The organism is Nonomuraea sp. B10E15 (genome assembly GCF_039871615.1).
Lineage (GTDB): Bacteria > Actinomycetota > Actinomycetes > Streptosporangiales > Streptosporangiaceae > Nonomuraea.
Window position 1 is genome coordinate 23,606 of the sequence record NZ_JBDPMB010000037.1, and the last position, 21,822, is coordinate 45,427.

The 21,822-nt window shown below is 70.7% G+C and carries 25 protein-coding genes; 12 read left to right on the forward strand and 13 right to left on the reverse strand.

The features are described 5' to 3' along the window. Nucleotides 1–12: 12 nt before the first annotated feature. Nucleotides 13–753 carry a methyltransferase domain-containing protein gene (locus tag ABGB14_RS47430; protein WP_132336385.1) on the reverse strand — a complete coding sequence of 247 codons (741 nt, stop codon included), beginning with the start codon at nt 751–753 and terminating at the stop codon, nt 13–15. A gap of 234 nt (nt 754–987) precedes the next feature. Between ABGB14_RS47430 and ABGB14_RS47435 the strand changes: the two genes are divergently transcribed. The 8 genes from ABGB14_RS47435 (at nt 988) to ABGB14_RS47470 (ending at nt 7,444) form a co-directional block, all read left to right on the forward strand. Then, nucleotides 988–1,593, forward strand: a complete 606-nt coding sequence (locus tag ABGB14_RS47435; RefSeq protein ID WP_132630305.1) for a sigma-70 family RNA polymerase sigma factor — start codon at nt 988–990, stop codon at nt 1,591–1,593. Then, nucleotides 1,590–1,856, forward strand: a complete 267-nt coding sequence (rsrA, locus tag ABGB14_RS47440; RefSeq protein ID WP_132594015.1) for a mycothiol system anti-sigma-R factor — start codon at nt 1,590–1,592, stop codon at nt 1,854–1,856. Before ABGB14_RS47435 ends, rsrA begins: the two co-directional genes overlap by 4 nt. Before the next feature lie 10 nt (nt 1,857–1,866). Beyond that, nucleotides 1,867–2,808 (forward strand): NAD-dependent epimerase/dehydratase family protein, encoded by a 942-nt coding sequence (locus ABGB14_RS47445; RefSeq protein ID WP_347650476.1) that lies wholly within the window; start codon nt 1,867–1,869, stop codon nt 2,806–2,808. Nucleotides 2,809–2,902: 94 nt separating this feature from the next. Continuing rightward, nucleotides 2,903–3,025: a hypothetical protein gene (locus ABGB14_RS47450; RefSeq protein ID WP_347650477.1), complete on the forward strand. Its 123-nt coding sequence runs from the start codon at nt 2,903–2,905 to the stop codon at nt 3,023–3,025. An 18-nt stretch (nt 3,026–3,043) separates the two neighbouring features. Beyond that, a complete protein-coding gene (locus ABGB14_RS47455) occupies nt 3,044–4,399 on the forward strand; it encodes an HD-GYP domain-containing protein (RefSeq protein WP_347650478.1) in 1,356 nt (451 codons plus the stop codon). Further along, complete coding sequence (locus ABGB14_RS47460; protein WP_347650479.1) at nt 4,396–5,691, forward strand: HD domain-containing phosphohydrolase; 1,296 nt, start codon at nt 4,396–4,398, stop codon at nt 5,689–5,691. Before ABGB14_RS47455 ends, ABGB14_RS47460 begins: the two co-directional genes overlap by 4 nt. A gap of 132 nt (nt 5,692–5,823) precedes the next feature. Continuing rightward, nucleotides 5,824–7,188 (forward strand): biotin carboxylase N-terminal domain-containing protein, encoded by a 1,365-nt coding sequence (locus ABGB14_RS47465; RefSeq protein WP_347650480.1) that lies wholly within the window; start codon nt 5,824–5,826, stop codon nt 7,186–7,188. 40 nt (nt 7,189–7,228) lie between these two features. Beyond that, a complete protein-coding gene (locus tag ABGB14_RS47470) occupies nt 7,229–7,444 on the forward strand; it encodes a biotin/lipoyl-binding carrier protein (protein WP_132336371.1) in 216 nt (71 codons plus the stop codon). Nucleotides 7,445–7,450: 6 nt separating this feature from the next. Here ABGB14_RS47470 and ABGB14_RS47475 read toward each other — a convergent pair whose 3' ends face one another. Then, complete coding sequence (locus tag ABGB14_RS47475) at nt 7,451–7,840, reverse strand: hotdog domain-containing protein (RefSeq protein ID WP_347624508.1); 390 nt, start codon at nt 7,838–7,840, stop codon at nt 7,451–7,453. A 274-nt stretch (nt 7,841–8,114) separates the two neighbouring features. Between ABGB14_RS47475 and ABGB14_RS47480 the strand changes: the two genes are divergently transcribed. Then, on the forward strand, nt 8,115–9,632 hold the full coding sequence (locus ABGB14_RS47480) for a serine/threonine protein kinase (protein ID WP_347650481.1): 1,518 nt from the start codon (nt 8,115–8,117) through the stop codon (nt 9,630–9,632). Nucleotides 9,633–9,634: 2 nt separating this feature from the next. On the opposite strand, the gene ABGB14_RS47485 is transcribed toward ABGB14_RS47480, so the two are convergent. From ABGB14_RS47485 to ABGB14_RS47510, 6 genes are all read right to left on the reverse strand, one after another. Beyond that, nucleotides 9,635–11,281 carry an acetolactate synthase gene (locus tag ABGB14_RS47485; RefSeq protein WP_347650482.1) on the reverse strand — a complete coding sequence of 549 codons (1,647 nt, stop codon included), beginning with the start codon at nt 11,279–11,281 and terminating at the stop codon, nt 9,635–9,637. 63 nt (nt 11,282–11,344) lie between these two features. Beyond that, a complete protein-coding gene (locus tag ABGB14_RS47490) occupies nt 11,345–12,121 on the reverse strand; it encodes a hypothetical protein (RefSeq protein ID WP_347650483.1) in 777 nt (258 codons plus the stop codon). Next, entirely contained in the window at nt 12,118–12,774 is a 657-nt protein-coding gene (locus ABGB14_RS47495) for a response regulator transcription factor (protein WP_347624504.1), read from the reverse strand. The genes ABGB14_RS47490 and ABGB14_RS47495 overlap by 4 nt, the downstream gene beginning before the upstream one ends. After that, entirely contained in the window at nt 12,765–13,925 is a 1,161-nt protein-coding gene (locus ABGB14_RS47500; RefSeq protein ID WP_347650484.1) for a histidine kinase, read from the reverse strand. Before ABGB14_RS47500 ends, ABGB14_RS47495 begins: the two co-directional genes overlap by 10 nt. A gap of 80 nt (nt 13,926–14,005) precedes the next feature. Next, nucleotides 14,006–14,719 (reverse strand): dethiobiotin synthase, encoded by a 714-nt coding sequence (bioD, locus tag ABGB14_RS47505; protein ID WP_347650485.1) that lies wholly within the window; start codon nt 14,717–14,719, stop codon nt 14,006–14,008. Between the two features lie 150 nt (nt 14,720–14,869). Then, entirely contained in the window at nt 14,870–15,589 is a 720-nt protein-coding gene (locus tag ABGB14_RS47510; protein WP_347624501.1) for a GntR family transcriptional regulator, read from the reverse strand. A gap of 508 nt (nt 15,590–16,097) precedes the next feature. On the opposite strand from ABGB14_RS47510, the gene ABGB14_RS47515 reads away from it, so the two are divergent. Continuing rightward, on the forward strand, nt 16,098–17,567 hold the full coding sequence (locus ABGB14_RS47515) for a histidine kinase N-terminal domain-containing protein (RefSeq protein WP_347650486.1): 1,470 nt from the start codon (nt 16,098–16,100) through the stop codon (nt 17,565–17,567). Between the two features lie 77 nt (nt 17,568–17,644). Here the strand turns inward: ABGB14_RS47515 and ABGB14_RS47520 are convergent, their stop codons facing one another. Together ABGB14_RS47520 and ABGB14_RS47525 are read right to left on the reverse strand one after the other, a co-directional pair. Next, the gene (locus tag ABGB14_RS47520) at nt 17,645–17,899 is read right to left on the reverse strand and encodes a WhiB family transcriptional regulator (protein ID WP_347624499.1); all 255 of its coding nucleotides are present in this window, start codon (nt 17,897–17,899) and stop codon (nt 17,645–17,647) included. A 276-nt stretch (nt 17,900–18,175) separates the two neighbouring features. Then, on the reverse strand, nt 18,176–19,135 hold the full coding sequence (locus ABGB14_RS47525; RefSeq protein ID WP_347650487.1) for a diacylglycerol kinase family protein: 960 nt from the start codon (nt 19,133–19,135) through the stop codon (nt 18,176–18,178). An 89-nt stretch (nt 19,136–19,224) separates the two neighbouring features. Between ABGB14_RS47525 and ABGB14_RS47530 the strand changes: the two genes are divergently transcribed. After that, on the forward strand, nt 19,225–19,608 hold the full coding sequence (locus tag ABGB14_RS47530; protein WP_347650488.1) for a hypothetical protein: 384 nt from the start codon (nt 19,225–19,227) through the stop codon (nt 19,606–19,608). Here the strand turns inward: ABGB14_RS47530 and ABGB14_RS47535 are convergent. From ABGB14_RS47535 to sodN, 3 genes are all read right to left on the reverse strand, one after another. Next, on the reverse strand, nt 19,605–20,384 hold the full coding sequence (locus tag ABGB14_RS47535) for an RNA polymerase sigma factor SigF (protein ID WP_171055307.1): 780 nt from the start codon (nt 20,382–20,384) through the stop codon (nt 19,605–19,607). The genes ABGB14_RS47530 and ABGB14_RS47535 overlap by 4 nt on opposite strands. A gap of 17 nt (nt 20,385–20,401) precedes the next feature. After that, nucleotides 20,402–20,848, reverse strand: coding sequence for an anti-sigma factor (locus ABGB14_RS47540; protein WP_132510121.1), 447 nt, complete (start codon nt 20,846–20,848; stop codon nt 20,402–20,404). A gap of 173 nt (nt 20,849–21,021) precedes the next feature. Next, entirely contained in the window at nt 21,022–21,423 is a 402-nt protein-coding gene (gene sodN, locus ABGB14_RS47545; RefSeq protein WP_132331356.1) for a superoxide dismutase, Ni, read from the reverse strand. 17 nt (nt 21,424–21,440) lie between these two features. Here sodN and ABGB14_RS47550 point away from each other — a divergent pair, with 17 nt between their 5' ends. Continuing rightward, on the forward strand, nt 21,441–21,821 hold the full coding sequence (locus tag ABGB14_RS47550; RefSeq protein WP_347650489.1) for a S24 family peptidase: 381 nt from the start codon (nt 21,441–21,443) through the stop codon (nt 21,819–21,821). Nucleotide 21,822: the final 1 nt, after the last annotated feature.

Sequence of the window (21,822 nt, forward strand, 5' to 3'; positions counted from 1 at the left end):
GCCGGCAGGCGCTCAGCGCTTGCGGGCGCTGGCCACCAGGTGGATGCCGACGGTGTCGTCGTCGTCGGGATGGGCCTCGAGCTCCGTACGCACCAGATAGGACAGGGCGCGCGCGTCGGACGAGAGCACGTGGTCGACCGTGGACGGCGACAACACCGTGCGCGGCCGCATCCACTCCACCTCCAGCCCGGTGCCCGCCAGCAACTCGCGCAGCTGCCCGCTGCTGAAGCAGCGCGTGATGCTGCCGTCGGGCCACGGCACGAGCATGACCTCGCCGGTCTGGCGCAGGTGCTGCCACTGGCCCTGCTCGGCCAGGATCGCCATGCCCAGCACGAGCGAGTCGACGCACACCAGCGCCCGGCCGCCGGGGCGCAACACCCTGGCCACGTCGCTCATCGCCGACTCGGCCATCAGCTCGACCGACATCGCGCGCTCTTCTGCGAGGACGGCGTCCACGCTCTCGTCGGGCAGGAACGACAGATCGTCTGCGCGCACGTGGCGGACGCGGTCGGCGTCGCGCAATCGGGACTGCGCGTCGACCGTGCGGCGGAAGTCGAGCACCTCGATCACCCGGTGCCCGGCCCTGGCCGCCTGGCCGGACCACCGGCCGCGGCCGCCGGACAGGTCGAGGATCACGGAGGGCTGGCTGGGAAGCCATCGGTTCAGTTGCTCGGCGGCGACGGCGCGATAGAAGGTCCAGTACGGCCCGAGCGTCCCTGAGCCGTTCAGTTCCTCGGCCGGAATGGGCAGCACACGCGACTCCTGGGTTACGGAAAAAGGGCTACCAGCCGGTACGTTATGACGTTCCCCGCACCGGGTCCTTCGTACCTTCTATCTTGCGGGAACAGACGAGGGCGCGGGTGTGTTGCGACGAGCATGCTCACATTGCTCAGCCCCCAACCCGCTGACCAGGAGGTCACGGGCCAGCGGGTATCCTCCCCTGAGTACGGTGTTCCGCCACGATCGGCCACCGGTGATCTTAGGGGGGTGGGTCCGGTGCCCGCGACAGGCGCGGAGACGCTGGAGCAGCGGAGCGAGCGATTCGAGCGCGATGTCATGCCGTATCTCGAGCAGCTCTACTCCGCGGCGCTCCGGATGACCCGAAATCCCGCGGACGCGGAGGACCTGCTGCAGGAGACCTTCGCCAAGGCGTTCGCGTCGTTCCACCAGTTCCAGCAGGGCACCAACCTCAAGGCGTGGCTCTACCGGATCCTGACCAACACCTTCATCAACAGTTACCGCAAGAAGCAGCGCGAGCCGAAGCAGTCGGGCGCCGAGGAGATCGAGGACTGGCAGCTCGCGCGGGCCGAGTCGCACACGTCGAGCGGGCTGAAGTCGGCCGAGGTCGAGGCGCTCGAGCACCTGCCCGACGGCGACATCAAGGAGGCGCTGGCGGCCCTGCCCGAGGAGTTCAGGATCGCCGTCTACCTGGCTGATGTCGAGGGCTTCCCCTACAAGGAGATCGCCGACATCATGGGCACTCCGATCGGCACCGTGATGTCGAGGCTGCACAGGGGACGCAGGCAGTTGCGGGGCCTCCTTGAGGACTATGCTCGCGAGCGTGGCCTGGTCCCGGCGGAGGGATCGAAATGAGCTGTGGCAACCCGCATGACACCGACTGTCGCGAGGTGCTCGACAAGGTTTACGCCTATCTCGACGGCGAGCTGACCGAGAGCGACGTCGCCGACATCCGCGTGCATCTCGACGAGTGCAGCCCGTGCCTGCAGGAATATGATCTGGACAAAGCGGTCAAGGCGCTTGTGCACAAACACTGCGGCTGCGATCCGGTCCCGGCAGACCTGCGATCCAAGGTCCTGGCCCGCATCGCGCAAGTGAGGTCGGAGCTGGCCGACTAGGATCGACCGCATGCGCGCGTTGGTCACCGGGGGTGCCGGGTTCATCGGTTCGAATCTCGTCGATCGTCTGCTGGGCGACGGGCACGAGGTCGACGTCGTCGACGACCTGTCCTCAGGGCGCCGGGACAACCTGGCGCAGGCGAGCGGGAGCGACCGCTTCCGGCTGCACCAGATCGACGTGCGCGATCCCGCGCTGATCGCCCTGGTCGCCGACCTGCAACCCGAGGTCATCTGCCACCTCGCCGCGCAGATCAGCGTTCGCAAGAGCGTCGCCGACCCGGTGCACGACGCGGGCGTCAACGTCGCGGGCACGGCGTCCGTGCTGGCCGCGGCCCACGAGGGCCGCACCCGCAAGGTGGTGTTCGCCTCGTCGGTGGCGGTCTACGGCAGGCCGTCGGCGATCCCGGTGCCCGGCGACGCGCCGACCGACCCGCGTTCCCCTTACGCCGCGTCCAAGCTGAGCGGCGAGACCTACCTCGCCACGTTCCGGGCCCTCTACGGTCTCGAATACACCACGCTGGTGCTCTCCAACGTCTACGGTCCGCGCCAGTCGCCCGAGGGCGAGGCCGGCGTGGTCGCCATCTTCACCGACGCCCTGCTGTCGGGCACGCCCACGGTCCTCTACGGCGACGGCACCCAGACCCGCGACTACATCTACGTCGACGACGTGGTCGACGGCTTCGTCAGGGCGTGCGGGGCGGAGGGCAACGGCCGCAGGTTCAACCTCGGCACCGGCATCCAGACCAGCGACCGCCGGCTGCACTCGCTCATCGCCGACGCGGCGGGCGCCCAGGACAAGCCGGGGTTCGCGCAGCCGCGCGTGGGCGACCTGCCGGCGATGGCGGTCGACCCGGTGCCGGCCCACGACGGGCTCGGCTGGCAGCCGCGCACCGACCTGTCGACCGGCGTGAAGAAGACCGTGGAGTGGGCCGCCGCACATCGCGTCTCGTAGTGGCTTGATTACGCTTTGCTTGCTATTTCACACTCGGGCGGTGCGACCACGCCCTCTTCTGTAGCGTGAAACTCCACAAGTCGACCGTGGAGGCATGCGTATGTTGAAGGCTATGGTCGCCCGGCTGTTCATGGCCGCCGTGCTGGCCGCTCCGATGGTCATGGTGTTCGGGGGCGTGTTCGAGGGAGCGATCCCACCCGGGGTTTCCTGGACCTGACCGCCGTGGGGGGCCGCAATGCGTGATCTGCCGTGGCCCGCGAGGGCCTATCTGGTCGCTGTGATCGGGGTGGCGGCCGCTCTCATCGTTCGCGGCGTCGTGGTCTCCGGCGCCCCCGTGGCTCCGGAGGACCTCGACATCCTGCTCGTGCTCGCGCTGCTGTTCCTGGTGTGCGAGTCGATGCCGACGCTGCTCAACGTGGAGCAGTTCGCCGTCTCGGTGAGCTTCTCGGCCTCGCTGGCCGCCGTGGTGCTGCTCGGTCCCGAGGGGGCGGCGCTGGTGGGGCTGACCGCGATCGTGAGCGTGCGGCCGGGGCTGCCGTTGATCAAACGTCTGTTCAACGGTGCCCAGTTCGCCATCTGCGGCTTCGCTGCCGGGTGGCTCTACGTCGCGCTCGACGGGCAGGTCGGCGTGCCTCAGGTCAACGCGTTCGACGACCTGATCGGCCCCTACGTCGCGGCCACGGCGGTCTTCGTGCCGCTCAACATCGTCCTCACCCTCACCGTGATCGCGCTGGCCACGGGGTCGCGCGCCACCGAGGTGCCGATGCGCGGCATGGTCCAGTTCCTGCTGTCCTATCTGGGCTACGGCACGTTCGGGCTGCTGGTGGCGGGGCTGTGGGCCACCGTGGCGTCGATCTCGGCGGTGCTGGTGCTGGTGCCGCTCTTCGTGGCGCGGTGGGCGTTCGGCCAGTATCACGCGCAGCAGCGCTCCTACGACGCCACCATCGCCGCGCTCTGCCAGGCGGTGGAGACGAAGGACTATTACACGCGCGGCCACTGCACGCGGGTCTCGCACGCCTCCTCGATGATCGCCCAGGAGATCGGCATGGGGGTCGAGCGGGTGCGGGCGATCCGCTACGCCGGCATGCTCCACGACGTGGGCAAACTCGGCGTGCCCACCAAGGTGCTGCAGAAGGACGGGCCGCTCACCGAGGAGGAGTTCGCCGCGATCCAGCTGCATCCGATGCGCGGGCTGGAGATCGTGCGCGGCATCGGGTTCCTCGACGAGGCCTACGCCGGCATCATGCACCACCACGAGCGCCACGACGGCACCGGCTACCCGATGGGGCTGGCCGGTGACGAGATCCCCGAGTTCGCGAAGGTCATCGCGGTGGCCGACGCGTTCGACTCGATGACCTCCGACCGTTCCTACCGCGGCGCCAGGCCGGTGCCGGTGGCCGTGGAAGAGCTGCGCAAATGCGCCGGCAGCCATTTCGACCCGGTCATGGTCGCGGCCTTCATCAGAGCGCTCGACCGCGAGCCGTGGCAGCCGCCGCGCCGCGTCGACCCGCCGCCCCCCGAGGCCGCCGGGTCCCCGATCAAGGACCACGACGACCCGACCATGCCCATCGAGGTCGTGACCGGTCAATGATCACCACAGCACGTCCCCGGCGGCGGGCCGAGCGGTCCGTGGGCACGGTGCTGCGCCGGCTCGACTCGGGGCAGCTCCTGCTCATCTGCGTGGCCGGGCTGGTCGCGGTGGCGGGGGTCGGCTACACCGCCGCCGCCGGGCTCGAACGCCCGGAGGTCGCGGTCGGGTTCGGCGCGCTGATCGCGGTCGGCGAGCTGGCCAGGCTCACCATGCCGGGCAACAGGGAGGTCGCGCCCATCGGGGCCGCCGCGGCGCTCGGCTACACGTTGCTGCTCGACCTCAGCCAGAACCCGCTGCGCCATCCCGCGCTGCAGGTGGTCGCCGTGATCGCGGTCGGCATGACGGCGGGAGCGCTGCCGCACCTGGCCGTCGGCCGCCCGCCGCGGCTCGACGCGATGGCCAGGCGGCTGCTCATCGGCGCGTTGCCGGCGTTCGCGTTCCGGCCGCTGGCCGACCCGCTCCACGAGCTCACCAAGCCGCCGACCAGCACGTGGTGGCCGGCGCTTGCGGCGATGGCCACGCTCATCACGATCACCTTGCTGATCGACGTGCTGATCGCGGCCCTGCTCAGGGCGGAGCAGGTGCGCACCGCGTTCCGGGTGGCGGTGCGCGACGAGATCAACATGGCGTTCCCGCTGGGCGCCGCCGTGGGCTCGTCGGGCGTGCTGCTGGCGCTGGCCACACACAGCATGGACCTGGTGGCGCTGCTGGTGTTCGCCGCCCCGCTGCTGGTCACCCAGGTCGCTTTCAGGAAATACGCCGGCATCCGCGCCACCTATCTGCAGACCGTGCGTGCCCTGTCCCGGGTGACGGAGGTCGGCGGCTACGTCGAGCCCGGGCATTCGCGCCGGGTGAGCCGGCTGGCCGTGGCCATCGGCAGAGAGCTGGGCATGGCCGAGCCCGAGCTGCTGGAGCTGGAATACGCGGCGCTGATGCACGACATCGGCCAGCTGTCGCTGAGCGATCCCATCCCCGGCGGCGCCACCGTGCTCACCGAGCCCGAGCAGGCCCGCCGCATCGCCGAGCTGGGCGCCGAGGTGATCCGGCAGACGGGCGTGCTCGACCGCGTGGCGGAGGTGGTCAGACGGCAGTGCGACCCGATCACCGAGGACCCGCCGCTGTCGAGCCGCATCATCAAGGTCGCCAACGCCTACGACGACCTGGTGGGGCCCTCCACCGACCGCGACCGCGCCGGGGCGGCGCTGGAGCGCGTCCGGCAGTCCCCTGGCGGCTCCTACGACCCCCACGCGATCGAGGCGCTAGGGCGTGTGATCGACCGCGGCCGCGTCTAAGCTGTTGTCGCCCGCACGCAGCCACCGGCCCGTGGAGCGCTCCTGATTGTGGGGTTCCTACAGATCGTGCTGGCCGCTTCGGTGGTTTCGGGGGAAAGGGGTCAAGCCTGTGACGGCCATAAGGTGGTCGGCGTGCTTACTGAGACGCTCGGACCCGTTCTGGTCGCCAACCGAGGTGAGATCGCGCGGCGGATCATCCGCACGGTCAGACGGATGGGCCTGCGTGCCGTCGCCGTGCACTCCGAGGCCGACGCCGACCTGCCGTTCGTCCGCGAGGCCGACGAGGCGGTGCTGATCGGCCCGGCCAACCCCGCGCAGAGCTACCTCGACGCCGGCAAGGTGCTGGAGGCGGCGCGGGCGACGGGCGCGCGGTCCGTGCACCCGGGCTACGGGTTCCTCGCCGAGAACGCCGCGTTCGCCAGGGCCGTGATCGAGGCGGGGATGGTGTGGATCGGGCCCGCGCCCGAGGCCATCGACCGGATGGGCGACAAGATCAACGCCAGGAACCTCATGGAGGCCGCGGGCGTTCCCGTCGCCGCGGGCACCCGCGAGCCGGTCACCGACCTGTCGCTGGCGCTGCGGGCCGCGGAGTCCATCGGCTATCCGGTCATGGTCAAGACCGCGGCCGGAGGCGGTGGCATCGGCATGAGCGTGGCCTACGACGACGAGGGCCTGAGCAAGGCGTACGACCAGGCGGCCAGGGCGGCGGCGAGGTTCGCCGGGAGCGCGGGCGACGCGCTCGACGGGCCCGCCGTCCTGCTCGAGCGCTATATCGAGCGGGCCCGCCACGTCGAGGTGCAGATCTTCGGCCTGCCCGACGGCCGGGTCGTGGCGCTGGGCGAGCGCGACTGCTCGGTGCAGCGCCGCCACCAGAAGGTCGTCGAGGAGTCGCCGTCCCCCGGCATCACGCCGGAGTTGCGCGAGCGCATGCTCGCCGCCGCCGTGCGGGCCGGCGAGGCCGTCGGCTATGCCGGTGCGGGCACCGTCGAGTGCCTGGTCGACGCCGACCGGCAGGATTTCGTGTTCCTGGAGATGAACACCAGGCTGCAGGTGGAGCACCCGGTCACCGAGCTGGTCACCGGTGTCGACCTGGTCGAGCTGCAGCTGCGTGTCGCGGCGGGCGAGAGCCCCGAGGTGCCGGCCGAGCCGACCGGGCACGCGATAGAGTTCCGCGTCTACGCGGAGGACCCGAAGCGGTTCTTCCCCGGTCCTGGCACGATCTCGGCGTGGGAGGAGCCGGTCGCCGACGGCGTGCGGGTCGACTCCGGCTATGAGATGGGCAACACGGTCACCCCGTTCTACGACCCGCTGATGGCCAAGCTCTGCGTCCGCGGCGAGAGCCGCGCCGACGCGCTGGAGAAGGGCCGCAAGGCGGTGGCGGCGTTCACCGTAGAGGGACCGAAGAACAATCTGCCATTCTGTGCGGAGCTGCTGGAGAACGCGGAGTTCGTCGCCGGCGACTACGACACCGGCCTGGTCGCGCGCATGCGCGCCTAGGTCGTGAACATTATCGGATCATGGAAAGAGGGGAGTCGCGGTGGCTGAGGTACGCGCCGAGATGGTGGCCAACGTGTGGAAGGTCGTCGTCCGCGAGGGCGACACCGTCTCCGAAGGTGACACGCTCGTCATTCTCGAGTCGATGAAGATGGAGATCCCGGTGCTCGCCGAGGACGACGGCACGGTGGCCCAGCTCAAGGTGGCCGAGGGCGACGTGATCCAGGAAGGCGACCTGATCGCCGTCATCGACGACTAGCGCCCCTCACGTCGTGCGCCGTTCGCTCGCGGCCAGGAATCTGGCGCGGTCGACGAGGACGCGCTCGATCGTGCCCTTGCCCACGACGGAGTGCTCGTCGTGGGCCTCGAAGGCGAAGGTCAGGCGACGGCCGTCGACCCGCGTCAGCTCGACGCCGAGTTGCACGCGCGTGCCGAGCGGGCTGGCGGCCACGTGTTCCAGCTCGACCCGGGTGCCGACGGACGTCTGGCCCGGCGCGAGGTGCCGCTCGACGGCGCGCACGGTCGCCGCCTCGGCCAGCGCGAGCAGCCGGGGCGTGGCCAGCACGGGCACGTCTCCGCTGCCCACGCTCTTGGCGGTGTCGTCCATCTCGACCACGATGAGCGACTGGGCGCGAAGGCCAGGTGCGAGCGTCATGGGATCAGCCTAGCGATCCGGCCGTTGAGTTCCGCGAAACGCGGACAAGGCCCGTCGTGAGGCCGCAGGATAGAGTTTGTACGGCTTGAGGCATTTGAGTGGCATGTGGGACAGGTGAGTCGTACACTCTCTGACTTCCGTGACCACTGTGTTACCTTACCGCGATGAAAGTTCGCTTTGTTGGAGACTCGCGGGGTGGGAGAGGTTACTGAAGTAGGGGGGTAACGGGGGCGTCATGGTGGCACAAGGGACGACGCTGGCGGGGCGGTATCGATTGGATACCCGCATCGGCGCCGGCGGCATGGGCGAGGTGTGGCGGGGCGAGGATATCGTCCTGGCCCGCACCGTCGCCGTCAAAGTGCTGCTGCCAGGCCGTATGGAGGACCCGGGGTTCGTCGCTCGCTTCCAGGGGGAGGCGCGGGCGATGGCCACGATCAACCACAGCGGCGTGGTCGACGTCTACGACTACGGCGTCAGCGGCGACACCGTCTACCTGGTCATGAAGTTCGTCGACGGCGAGCCGCTCGACCGCTTACTGTCCAGGCTGGGCCGGATCGCGCCGCAGCAGGCCATGGACCTGATCGCCCAGGCCGCCTCGGCGTTGCAGGCCGTGCACGACCAGGGCATCGTGCACCGCGACGTCAAGCCGGGCAACCTGCTCGTGCAGCGCGACGGCACGCTCGTGCTGACCGACTTCGGCATCGCCAGGTCCGATCTGGCCAACCGGCTCACCGACGCCGGCATGGTGCTGGGCACGGCCGCCTACTGCGCCCCCGAGCAGGCCGAGGGTGCGCCCGTCACGCCCGCGGTCGACATCTACGCGCTCGGCGTGGTCGCGTACGAGTGCCTGATGGGGCAGCGTCCGTTCGACGGTGACAGCGCGGTCACGATCGCGCTCAAGCACATCCGCGAGGCCCCGCCGCCGCTCCCCGCCGAGATCCCCCAGGCGGTGCGCACGCTGGTCGAGGTCGCGCTGTCGAAGGACCCGGCCAGGCGCTACCCGTCGGCCAAAGCCATGAGCGAGGCGGCCCACGCGGCCGCCAACGGGCAGCCCTCGCCTGTGCCGGAGCCGGTTCACGCGCCCCCCACCGGGACGGGCACGGCCGCTCCGCCGATGGAGGCGTACCAGACCGGTGCGCACCAGCAGGCATCCCAGGACACGAACGTGTCCGAGCGCCGTGGCGGCAGCCGGCGGGCGGCGAAGGCGCCGCGCAGGACCGGCCTGATCACGGGCATCGCGGTCGCGGTGGTGCTCGGCGCGGGGGCCGGCGCGGTCGCTCTGACGGGCATGACCCCCGGCGAGCCGCAGATCACCGAGACCGCTGTTCCGCGGGGCGACACGTCGTCCATCCAGCCCCCTCGCGAGACGAAGACCACCAGGCCGCCGAGGCCCGACCCGACGACCCCGGAGCCCAAGCCGACCACCAGGCCGCCCAGGCCCGACCCGACGACCCCGGAGCCCAAGCCGACCAGGACCCCCACCCGCACGCCGACGCCCACCACGACGCCGTCGGGCTCTCCCACGCCCACCGCCGGCAAGAAGCGCGTGCCCAAGGTGGTCGGGATGAGGTTCCTCGAGGCGCAGGACATCCTCCTGGCGATGGGCTTCGAGGTGGACCTCGACGACCAGACCACCACCACCGCCGGCCTGCGCTGCGGCACCGTCAAGGCCATGAACCCCAAGGGCGGCACCCAGGCGGACGAAGGGGCGAAGATCACGCTGGTCGTCGTCGACAGCCCCTGCACGACCGGCAGCCCGAACCCCACCCCGTCGGCCAGCCCGAAGCAGTAGCGTCACACCCCCGTCGTGTTGCGCGGGTAGGCGATCTGCGGGTCGGTGGCGATGTTCACCATGTAGGGGATGCCCGAGTCGAACGCCCTGCGCAGCGCGGGGCCGATCTCGGACGGCTTGGTGACGAGCTCGCCGCCGCCGCCGAGTGCGGTCACGACCTGGTCGTAGCGGCACTGGGGTTGCAGCTCGGCCGCCACGTCGTAGCCGTACAACATCTGCATGGGGTGCTTCTCCAGGCCCCAGATGCCGTTGTTGCCGCAGACCATGACGACCGGCAGCCGGTGGCGTACGAGGGTGTCGACGTCCATCAGGGAGAACCCGGCGGCGCCGTCGCCGAGCAGCAGCACCACCTGTGAGGACGGCCTGGCCAGGCGGGCGGCGATGGAGTAGCCGAGGCCGGTGCCGAGACAGCCGTACGGGCCCGGGTCGAGCCAGTTGCCCGGCTGCCGGGGCTCGACGTATTTGCCCGCGTAGGAGACGAAGTCGCCGCCGTCGCCGATGACCACGGCGTCGTCGGCGAGGATCTTGCCCAGCTCGCCGTAGATGCGCATGGGGTGGATCGGGTCGGAGTCGGAGGCCAGCAACTCGGCGTCGCCGGCGATGGCCGCGGCGGCCGTGTCGGACAACCTCGTCACCCAGGGGGCGTAGGCGTCGGGTTTGACGCCCGCGTCGCCACAGGCGGCGCCGAGGCCCCAGAACACCACCGACAGGTCGCCCGCGGAGGACGCGGCCGGCTGCATGTGCGTGGCCAGTTGCGACGGCGCGTCGGCGATGTGGACCACGCGGGCCAGCGGCGCGCCGTCCTTGCCGCCGAACCACCCGTAGCCGAGGCGGAAGTCGAGCGGGGTGCCGACCACGATCACCAGGTCGGCCTGGGAGAAGGCGAGCCCGCGCGCCCGGGTGACGAGCAGCTCGTGCCCGGACGGCAGGATGCCGCGGCCCTGGCCGTTGGGGATGACCGGCAGCCGCCACGTCTCGGCGAAGTCGCGGGCGGCCTCCTCGGCGCGCTCCATCCACACGTCGGACCCGTACACCAGCACGGGCCGCTCGGCCTCGGCCAGCAGCCGTGCGATGCCGGCCAGGTCGCCGGGGTCGGGCTCCAGCGGCGACGGCGTCTGCGTCTGCACGTCGTGCACCGGCGACGGAGAGAACAGGTGGTCCATGTAGAAGTCGAGGAACACCGGGCCGCGATGGGAGGCGACCGCCGTGCGGAAGGCCATCTCGACCTCGTGGCCGACCGACTCGGCGCCGCTCGCCGTGAACGACAGCTTGGTGATCGGGTCGAGCAGCGGCGGGTGGTCCATCTCCTGCAGCGCGCCGCTGCCCCAGCGCGACTGGGGCGCCCGGCCGCCCATGACGACCACGGGGGAGCCGTTGAAGTGGGCGGTCGCGACGCCGCTGACGCCGTTGGTGATGCCGGGGCCGGCGGTCAGCACGGCCAGCCCGGGCTTCCTGGTCAGCCGGGCCGTCGCTTCCGCGGCGAAGACCGCGCTCTGCTCGTGGCGTACGTCGAGGATGCGCATCTCCTCGTGCACGGCGCCGTCGTAGAGCGGAAAGACGTGCCCTCCCGACAGGGTGAACATGGTCTCGACGCCATAGGCCTTGGACACGGCGACGGCGGCGTCACCGGCGTGCTTCGCAGACTCCATGCCGGGAACTTACCAACCAGTCACAAGAGTAAACAGACCTTAAGGCCCGGACACGGGTGATCTTCAGCGGCAGCACAGGGTGACGTTGCCGTCCGGCGCCCTCGCGCTGATCTTCCGCGGCGAGCTGGGGTCCTTGCCGATGTTCAGGGTGCTGTTGCGGGCGACCACCGAGACGTCGTACGAGCCCTCGCGCACGTGCACCTGCACGTCGCCGGACGTCCTGACGACGGCCTTCACGGTCGCCGGAGGGTTGACGAACGACAGGCTCACGTTTCCCGCCCCGACCTCCACATCGGTCTCCTCGGAGTTGAGCGCGTCGGCGTGCACGCTGCCGGTGCCGACCCTGGCCCAGAGGGAGCCGGCGACGTCGTCGACGCGCACGTCGCCGGTGACGGAGGTCAGGCGCACGTCGCCGTACACGTCGCCGACGCTGAGCCGGCCACCGGTCGTGCCGGCCTCGATGTCGGTCTCCGGCGGCACGAAGAGCACGTAGTCGGCCATGCAGAGGGGCCCGTCCGGCTGGTCGGCGCCGGGGCAGGCCGCCTCGAGCCGCAGGGTGCTCGTACGCGCGTCCCAGTCCTCCGTGACGGCGGGCCGGTCACGCGTCCACCGCAGGGACCTGTGGATGAACACCTCGCCGGCGTCGCCCGGCAGGATGGACACGTGCACGTCGCCCCTGGCGGCGTTGATCTGGATCCTGCTCTCCGTGAACGGGATGGACCGTAGCTTGACGTCCTCGGGCATCCTGGCCTTGGCGAACACGTGCCAGAGCCCCGCCGTGGACACCAGCAGCGCCACCGTGGTCGTCAGCGCGCCCACGATCAGCCAGGCCGCTCTCATGGCAGGCTCCTGATCCTGAGGAAGCGCAGCACGGCGAGCACTCGCCGGTGGTCGCCCTCGGCGGGTGACAGGTCGAGCTTGGTGAAGATGTTGCCGATGTGCTTGCCGACCGCCCCTTCACTGAGCACCAGCGCCTGGCCGATGCCCGCGTTCGACCGGCCTTCCGCCATCAACTGCAGCACCTCGTGCTCGCGCGGCGTCAGGCGCTCCAGCGGGTCGCTGTTGCCACGTAGCAGCAGCTGGGCGACCACCTCGGGGTCGAGGGCGGTGCCGCCGGAGGCCACCCTGCGCAGCGCGTCGATGAACTCGGCCACGTCGGCCACCCGGTCCTTGAGGAGGTAGCCGACGCCGCCGGTCGCGGCCGAGGCCAGCAGCTGGGCGGCGTAGCGCTCCTCGACGTACTGGGAGAGCACGAGGACCGCGAGGCCCGGCTGCTGGCGGCGCAGCAGGAGTGCGGCCCGCAGCCCCTCGTCGGTGTGCGTGGGCGGCATCCTGACGTCGGTGATGACCAGCTCGGGCCGGTGTTCCTCGGCCGCCCGCAGCAGCCCCTCGGCCTCGTCCACGGCCGCCACCACGTCCATGCCGGAGGCGTCGAGGAGCCGGATCAGGCCCTCCCGCAGCAGCACGGAGTCTTCGGCCAGCACTACTCGCACGGCAGTTCCACCTCGATCGTCGTCGGGCCGCCCAGCGGGCTGGACAACCGGAGCGAGCCGTCGACCGCGTCGATCCGCTGGGCCAGGCCGCGCAGCCCGGTGCCTCCGTCCAGCGTGGCGCCGCCGCAACCGTCATCGTAGACCTCCACGTGCAGGCGGTCGCGCTCACGCCGCACGTTCACCTCGGCCTTGGTGGCCGAGGCGTGTTTGGCGATGTTGGTCAGTGCTTCGGACACGATGAAGAATGCCACCGCCTCGATGGTCGGACTCGTACGCCGCTCGATGTCGACCCGGAGTTTGACCGGCACGGGCGCTCGGGCGGCGACTCCGGACAGCGCCGCGTCCAGGCCCTGGTCGTTGAGCACGGCAGGGTGCAGGCCCCTGACGAAGTCGCGCAGCTCCTTGAGCGCCTGCTTGGCCTCCTCGTGAGCCTGCTCGATCGCCTGGCGGGCCGGCTCGGGCAGGTCGGTCAGGGTGGCCCTGGCCAGGCCGAGGTTCATGGCGAGCGAGACGAGCCGCTGCTGCGCGCCGTCGTGCAGGTCACGCTCGATCCTGCGGCGTTCGGCGTCGGCCGCGTCGATGACGCCGGCCCGGCTCTCGGTCAGCGTCTCGATCCGCTGCCCCAGCTCCGAGCGGCTGGGCCCGAGAAGCGTACGCGCCACCACCAGGTCGAGCGCCGCCATGCCGCGTGCCAGGAAGGGAGCGAGGACGAGCAGCGCGAGCCCCACCCCCATGAAGATCCCCAGCACGCGCCCGTCGCGCAGGTTGAACTCGAACACCATGGGCGCGGGCACCAGCCGCGGCGGCAGGAACGACAGCAGCCCCACGAACGATCCGCCCCACACCACGGCCACCAGGAACGCCGCGGCGGCGCCCACGAACGGCGACAGCAGGTGGTAGGCGATCTGCCGCCACGCTGTGGGGCTCCGCCATCCCGCCAGGGGCGGTGTGGGCGGGATGCGCACCCCCTGGAACGCCGCGAACCGGGAGCACTGCACCCGGGTGAACCACGGCAGGGCCTGCCACAGCAGGCGAGGGACCACGGCCAGCAGGACGGTCAGCCCGCCGAGCAGCACGGCGACCGGCAGGCCGGTCATGACGTGAGCCGTGTCGAGCCAGGCCCGTGCCGACCACGGACGGGGGACTGTCATGCCCCAACGGTATTGACCGGCGGGGAAGCCGCGAAATGGGCCTGGTGTGCTGGTGCGTGGTGGGGCTAGCCCCACCCTTGTCAGAGGACCCGCCGCCGGAAGGCCGCGGGGTCGAACGTGCCGCCCAGCGTGGCGCCCAGCCCTTTGCGCGCCACCTCGGCGAACGCCTGCCTGTCCAGGTCGCCCGCGCCGTCGGGCAGCGCCCCGGCCAGTGGCCGCGCGGCCAGCATCTCGAGGTCGGCCACGCCGCTGCGCGCGGCGGTCCCCGGCCGCCGCGGCCACCGGCCGATGACCAGGCCGGCCAGGTCGAGCCCGCGGTGGGCCAGCGCCTCCAGGGTGAGCGCGGTGTGGTTGACCGCGGCGCCCCCGGCCCCGGCCACGACGAGCACCTGCGCGTTGAGGGAGCGCGCGAGGTCGGCGACGGTGGCGCCGTCCTCGTCGAAGCGCTCCAGCAGCCCTCCGGTGCCCTCCACGACCACCAGCCGGTTGCTCTCACCCAGCTCCCGCACCAGCGTGGCGGCCCCGGCCAGCGACACGGGCGGCATGCCCGCCGCCCTCGCCGCGGCGGCGGGGGAGAGCGGGTCGGTGAACCGGCGCAGCTCGAAGGTGGTGGCCACCCCGGACAGCCGGATCACGTGGTCGACGTCGCCCGGCTCACCGGGGGCCACGCCGGTCTGGGCGGGCTTGACCACGGCGGTCGCCGCCCCGCGCGCCAGCGACAACACGGCCACGGCCGCCGTCACCACGGTCTTGCCCACCCCGGCGCCGGTGCCGGTGACGACGAGAATGCTCATGGACGTCAGCCTAGGAGTCAGCGAAGAACACGGCCCGCGGCGCGCTCGTCACGGCGAGTGCCCCGTGAGCCTTCACGACCGGCGCTCGACGGAGGCGAGCCGGCGTCGGCGGGTCCGGGCAGGGTGGCCTGCCGTAACGCATGAGGTTCTTCACGGACGGCGCAGGCGCGTGACGAACTTGTACCGGTCGCCGCGATAGAGCGACTGGGCCCACTCGACGGGGTTGCCGTCGGCGTCGAAGGCGTGGCGCGTGAGCAGCAGCATCGGCAGGCCGACGTCGACGCCCAGGGCCTTGGCGTCGTAGGGGGTGGCCAGCACCGTCTCGATGATCTCCTCGGCGTCGGTGAGCCGCACGTTGTAGGCGTTGTGCAGGGTCTCGTACAGCGACGCGTGCACCTCCAGCTCGCGCCGCAGCCGGGGGAAGCGGCGGGCGGACAGGTGGGTCGTGTCGATGGAGACCGGCTCGCCGTTGGCCAGCCTGAGGCGGTGGATGCGCAGCACGCGCCCGCCGGGGTTGATGGCCAGGCGCCGGGCCAGGGCCTCGTCGGCGGTGATGTAGCCGATCTCCAGGATCTTGGTGTCCGGCTCCAGACCGGCCGTGCGCAGGTCGCCGATGTAGGAGGTGAGCTGGAGCACCTGGGCCACCTTCGGCTGGGCCACGAACGTGCCCTTGCCCTGGATGCGCAGCAGCCTGCCCTCCACCACCAGCTCGGTCAGCGCCTGCCGGACCGTGGTGCGGGAGGTCTCGAAGCGTACGGCGAGCGTGCGCTCGGGCGGCAGCGCCGTGCCCGGCGAGAGGCTCTTGGTGAGCTCGAGCAGGCTCCGTTTCACGTCGTAGTACTTCGGAACGCGGGGGCTGTCGTCAGTCACGCTCTCACCTTCACTTCTGCCACGGCGGTGAGGGCGTGTCTGGTCACCGCGAGATCATCGGAACTCACTTCGGCCCGAGCGGTCAACCGCGGGCCGGAGCCGCCGACCGGCGCCGAGCGCGTACGACAGCTGGCACGCACGGATCCGGGCTGCTCAGGTTGATGGTGAAGGATATCCACAGCGATGTGCGCGATCGCAACCGAGGCCGGTCCACCAGCCGTGTCGCGGAGGAACCACCCGCCCGTGCGGATCACCTCCGGCTGGTGGCGCGCAGCCCTTTTCCTGCAGCTGAGCGGTGGCGGCGGTGTGATGCTTCTCACCATGTGAGATTTCACGAAACGGTCACCAGGGGGCACGGTGTCAGCACTGTACGAGGATGGCGCGGTACGCCCGCACTCGTACGGGGTTGTGCCCGAGTACCGGCTATGCGGTCAAATGCCCACCTCAGCGGGCCCGCCGCCCGACGGCCGGTTTGGCTGTTGCGGGGGAAAGCACGCATGATGCACTCGTGCCGACACTGAGCGACCTCGTAGCCCGCCACACAGCGCTGGACGAGGCGGATCTCGACTGGCTGCACTCGCTGGTCTCCGACTGGCAGTTGCTGGCCGACCTGTCCTTCGCCGACCTCGTCCTGTGGGCGCCGCTGCTGGGGGAGAACGGCTGGATCGCGATCGCCCAGATGCGGCCGACGACCGGCCCGACCGTCTACCACGACGACATCGTCGGCACCGTGGCGGCCAAGGGCGAGCGCTACCTCATCGACACCGCCTGGAACGAACGCCGCATCTGCCGCGAGGGAGATCCCGACTGGTCCACCGGCGTGCCCGTCAGGGAGGAGACGATCCCCGTGCGGCGCGCCGTCGAGGGCGGCGAGGCCCGCTTCCTCGCGGTGATCCAGCGCTCCACCAACCTCTCCTCCGCCCGCACGCCCTCCCGGCTGGAGCTGACCTACCTCCAGAGCGCCTCCGACCTGGCGCAGATGGTGGCGGAGGGCCGGTTCCCGTTCTCCGGCGACGAGCCGATCCTGGTCCGCTCGCCGCGCGTGGGCGACGGCCTGCTCCGGCTCGACCGGGCGGGGCGCGTCACGTACGCCTCGCCCAACGCCCTGTCCGCCTACCGGCGGCTGGGCCTGCACGCCGATCTGGTGGGGGCGGAGCTGGGGCGGGTCACCGCGCAGTTGTGCTACTCCGACGAGCCCATCAACGAAGACCTCATGATCGTGGCCAGCGGGCGGGCGGCGAAGGGCACCGAGGTCGAGTCCGGCGGCACGATCGTGCAGCTCAGGGCCATCCCGCTGATCGTGGGCGGCGGCCGCATCGGCGCGCTGGTGCTCATCAGGGACGTCACGGAGCTGCGCCGGCGCGAGCGCGAGCTGATGACCAAGGACGCCACGATCCGCGAGATCCACCACCGGGTGAAGAACAACCTGCAGACCGTCGCCGCCCTGCTCCGGCTGCAGGCCAGGCGGCTGCAGGTGCCGGAGGGCAGGGAGGCGCTCGAGGAGGCGGTACGCAGGGTCGGGTCGATCGCGATCGTGCACGAGACGCTTTCTCATGCGCCGGAGGAGTTCGTCGACTTCGACGAGATCGCCGACCGGGTGATCGCGATGGCGGGTGAGGTGTCGGCGGCGGAGGCGGCCGTGACACCGCGGCGCGTCGGAGGTTTCGGCGTGCTGCCGTCGCTCATCGCCACGCCGCTGGCCATGGCGCTGACCGAGCTGTTGCAGAACGCGTTGCAACACGGGAGGCCCAAGCGGCTGGAGGTGGTGGTGGAGCCGGAGCACGACCGGCTCAATCTCACGGTCTGGGACGACGGGGGCGGGCTGCCCAGCGGTTTCGACCTCGACAGCTCCACCAGCCTGGGGCTGCAGATCGTACGCACGCTCGTGGTGGGGGAGCTGTCGGGCCGGCTGTCGATCCAGCCACGGCTGGAAGGCGGCACGGAGGTGGTGATGTCGATCCCGCTCCCGCCGAGCTGACCCGGGCGAATCCGCGTCCGAGCTGCCGGCGGGCACATCCTGTGCGGACGCACCGGAGCAGGGGGGGTGTGATCGGGTCAGGCGGAGAGCCGGGCGCGGGCGCGGGCGGAGCGGCGCTTGAGGGCGCGGCGCTCGTCCTCGCTCAGTCCGCCCCAGACGCCGGCGTCCTGTCCGGACTCCAGCGCCCACTTCAGGCAGGCCTCGACGGCGGGGCAGGACCGGCAGACCTGCTTGGCCTCCTCGATCTGCAGGAGGGCGGGGCCGGTGTTGCCGATCGGGAAGAAGAGCTCGGGGTCCACGTCACGGCAGGCAGCTCGGTGGCGCCAGTCCATGCGTCACTCCTTAGTAGATGGAGCCTCTAGGTCGGCTCCGTGCGGCTACTACTTTGTGAAGAGTTTCACTAACTCGCGCGAACGATCACCCGGGATCCTGTTGAGGACCGGGGGCCGCCCGCTTGACGCCTGGAGGGCCTCTGGGTTGCGAAAGGTCCTACGTTCCGACGTCAGTGTTGAGCCTTTCAGTCACTTTCAGTGCACGCAAGAGGGTTGACGCGAAGTTTTGGCTGTTATGGATGTCGGATGCGTCACACAATGACCGAATGTAACCAACTAGACCAGAACCTGTAATGCGTTCGGCGTGGACCGGAACGTCACGGTTTCGCGTTCGCCCAGGTAGTCGCCGTCCAGCTCGAAGGCCACCGGGCGGCCCGCGGTGAGCGTGAACTCGGGCTCGTCGTGCAGCTGGACGAGGTGCCGGCCCGACGGTAGGACGTCACTCTCCGTGAGGATATGCCGGATCACCGGCGCGAGCGCGATCGGGCTCATGCGCCGCAGCCCGAGCAGATCGAGCCCGGTCTCGAAGGAGGCCCACGGGGTGGGCGTCACGGGTCGCGTGCCGACGTACGTCCACGGCGAGGTGTTGGAGATGATCGCCATGAACACTCCCTCGGTGGCAGGGATGCCGGGGCCGGTCAGCGTCATCGCGGGATGCCGCTTGTCCGTGGCCAGATAGTGCCGCAGAGCCGTGTTCACATACCGCGTGGGGGTAGCCTTCCTCCCGGCGCCTCTCAGGCCCTCCACGGCCCGCACAACCTCCGCGTCGTATCCCATGCCCGAGCAGAAGGTGAAGTAGCGGCTCTGCCCCTCCCAGAGGGCCTGCCCGAGCCCCACGGTCCTGCGCCGCCCCTCCCTGAGCGCCTCCAGCACCGCGCCCGTCGACTCGACCGGATCGTTCGGCAGCCCCAGGGCACGGGCGAAGACGTTCGCGCTGCCGCCGGGGATGACGATCAGGCCGGGGCGGCCGGTGCTGGGGTCGTCCGCCGCCGGCTCGCCGTCCACCGGGTTCAGCAGGCCGTTGACGGTCTCGTTGATCGTGCCGTCGCCTCCGAGCACCGCCACCAGGTCGTAGCCCTTGGCCCGTGCCGTGGACGCCAGCGAAGCCGCGTGACCGCGGTAGCGGGTCTCCTCGACAGCGAGGTCGACGGCCGCGCCGAGCGCGCGGATCAGCACGTCACGCGTGCGAGCGTTGGTGGTGGTGGCCTTGGGGTTGACCAGCAGCATGGCGCGCATATCGCCAGCGTAGCCGGTTAAGCTCGTCCGCTTTGTGGGCCTAACGTCCTATTTCTCGGACCGTACGGCCCTGGCGGTAGGGTACGGACGTGAACGGTCGCCCGCTTACCCTTCTCATCGCCGCCGCCGTCGTCGCCCTGGAAGGGCTCGTCGCACTGGGGCTCGGCGTGCTCGTCGCGGTGCAGACGCTGACGGGAGCGCCGGCCAACGTGACGACGGCCCTGGCGGAGTCGGGGTTCGCGCTGCTGGTGGCCGCCGGGCTGCTCTGGGTGGCCCTGGGCGGTCTGTTCAGGATGGAGCGGTGGGGGAGGTCACCGGCCGTGCTGACGCAGATCTTCATGCTGGTCATCGCCGTCACGCTCATCCAGTCGGACCAGCCGCAGCTCGGCATCCCGCTGATCGTGGTCGCCGTGACAGGGCTCGTGACCCTGCTGGCGCCCCCCACCACCCACGCTCTCTACGGAGACGGTTAGTCGTCGGCGGTCAGGCCCTCGCGCAGCTGGGCCAGCGTGCGGGCGAGCAGGCGCGAGACGTGCATCTGCGAGATGCCCAGCTCGGTCGCGATCTGCGACTGCGTCATGTTGCCGAAGAAGCGCAGCAGCAGGATACGTTTTTCCCGCGGCGGCAGCCGCTCCAGCAGTGGTTTGAGCGACTCGCGATATTCGACGCCCTCCAGCGACTCGTCGACGATGCCGAGGGAGTCGGACACCGCGGGAGCGTCGTCGTCGCCGGAGTCGGGGGCGTCGAGCGACACGGTCGAGTAGGCGTTGGCCGACTCGAGGCCCTCGAGCACCTCCTCCTCGGTCATCTTCAGGTAGGAGGCCAGCTCGGACACCGTCGGCGCCCGGCCCTCGCGCTGCGACAGATCGCTGATGGCCTTGGTGAGCGAGAGCTTCAGCTCCTGCAGGCGGCGCGGCACGCGCACCGCCCAGCCCTTGTCGCGGAAGTGCCGCTTGATCTCGCCGACGATCGTGGGCGTCGCGTAGGTGGAGAACTCGACGCCCCGGTTGAGGTCGAACCGGTCGATCGACTTGATCAGGCCGATGGTGGCGACCTGGGTGAGGTCGTCGAGCCACTCGCCCCTGTTGCGGAAGCGGCGCGCCAGGTATTCCACCAGAGGAAGGTGGAGCTCGACCAGCTCATCCCTGATGCGCTGGCGGCGCGGCTCCTCAGGACCCAGCTCGGCCAGCTCGGCGAAGAGCCTGCGGGCACGGACCCTGTCGGGCACGGCGTGTTCGCTGGTGGCCATGGCTCCAGTCCTTTCCGTCACGCCGGCCCCGCCGTTCTCTGGGCCGCGCCTCGGCGCTTACGCAGGACGATCGCCATGCGATCGGGGAAGCCCTGGGAAGGTGCCACGGCGTCCACGTCATCGGCCAGGGCCGTCAGCACCATCCAGGCGAAGTCGTCACGCTTGGGAGCGGAGCTGCCGACGGTCGCCACCTCGACCCTGACCTGCATCTCCTGGCCGGTCAGCTCGAACTCGGCGGTCAGGTCGGTGCCGGGCACCGCCTCGCTCAGCAGCATGGCGCACGCCTCGTCGACCGCGATCCGCAGATCCTCGATCTCGTCCAGCGTGAAGTCGAGCCGCGCCGCGAGCCCGGCGGTGGCCGTGCGCAGCACGGACAAGTAGGCACTGGCGGCGGGGAGCCTGATGCTCACCACGTCGCGAATGCCGGCCACGCCCTCCGCGCGGGTCTCGGTTTCCTCGGTCACGTTCCTCCTCGCGTACGTGGGAACCGCCACGTGGCGGGCCGCTGACCGCGACCCACCGTATCCGACGCCAACTGCAACTTACCGTCCCTGAGCGGTGCTTGGACGCTTCAGACTCGCCATCAATGGAAAAGGCTCTGCGCGGCCGCTGACCGCGCAGAGCCTTAGGTGCCGTTTTAGGCGGCCTTGGTCTCCCAGAAGATCTTCGAGATCTCGTCGATCTTGCCCAGCAGATCCTCGGCCTTGCCGACGTCGACCGTGCCCTTGGCGCCGGCGGCGCCCGCGAGCTTTGTCGCGTCCCAGAACAGCTGGTGAAGCTGCGGGTACTGCTCGAGGTGCGGCGGCTTGAAGTAGTCGGTCCAGAGCACCCAGAGGTGGTGCTTGACCAGCTCGGCGCGCTCCTCCTTGATGGTCACCGCGCGGGCCCGGAAGACCGGGTCCTCGTTGGCCGCGTACTTCTCCATGATCGCCTTGACCGACTCGGCCTCGATGCGGGCCTGAGCGGGGTCGTAGACCCCGCAGGGCAGGTCGCAGTGTGCGGATGCGACATGCTTGGGTCGTAGCAGTCGTGCGAGCATCGGAAAGTCCTTCCTTGATGCTGAATCAGCTTGGTCCACAACCGACCTTACTCGGGTCCCAGTGCCCGTGGAGTAGGGGGTCGCAGCCCATGAGAGTGCGTGTCGAAGGCGATTCGATGCGTCCGGCGCTGGCGCCGGGAGACTGGCTTCTCGTCCGGCGCGGCGCGACCGTGCGCCCGGGGGACCTCGTGGTGGCCAGGCTCCCCGGCGACCCCGAACGCCTCATCGTGAAACGGGCGCGGTGGCACGGGGCGGACGGGTGGTGGCTGGAGAGCGACAACCAGCGGGCCGGCGGCCGGCGCGACAGCTGGGACTTCGGCCCCGTCCACGACATCGTCGGCCGGGTGGTGCTGCGCTACTGGCCACTGGTGCGCCGGGCACGCTCGCCGGTGCGGTGAG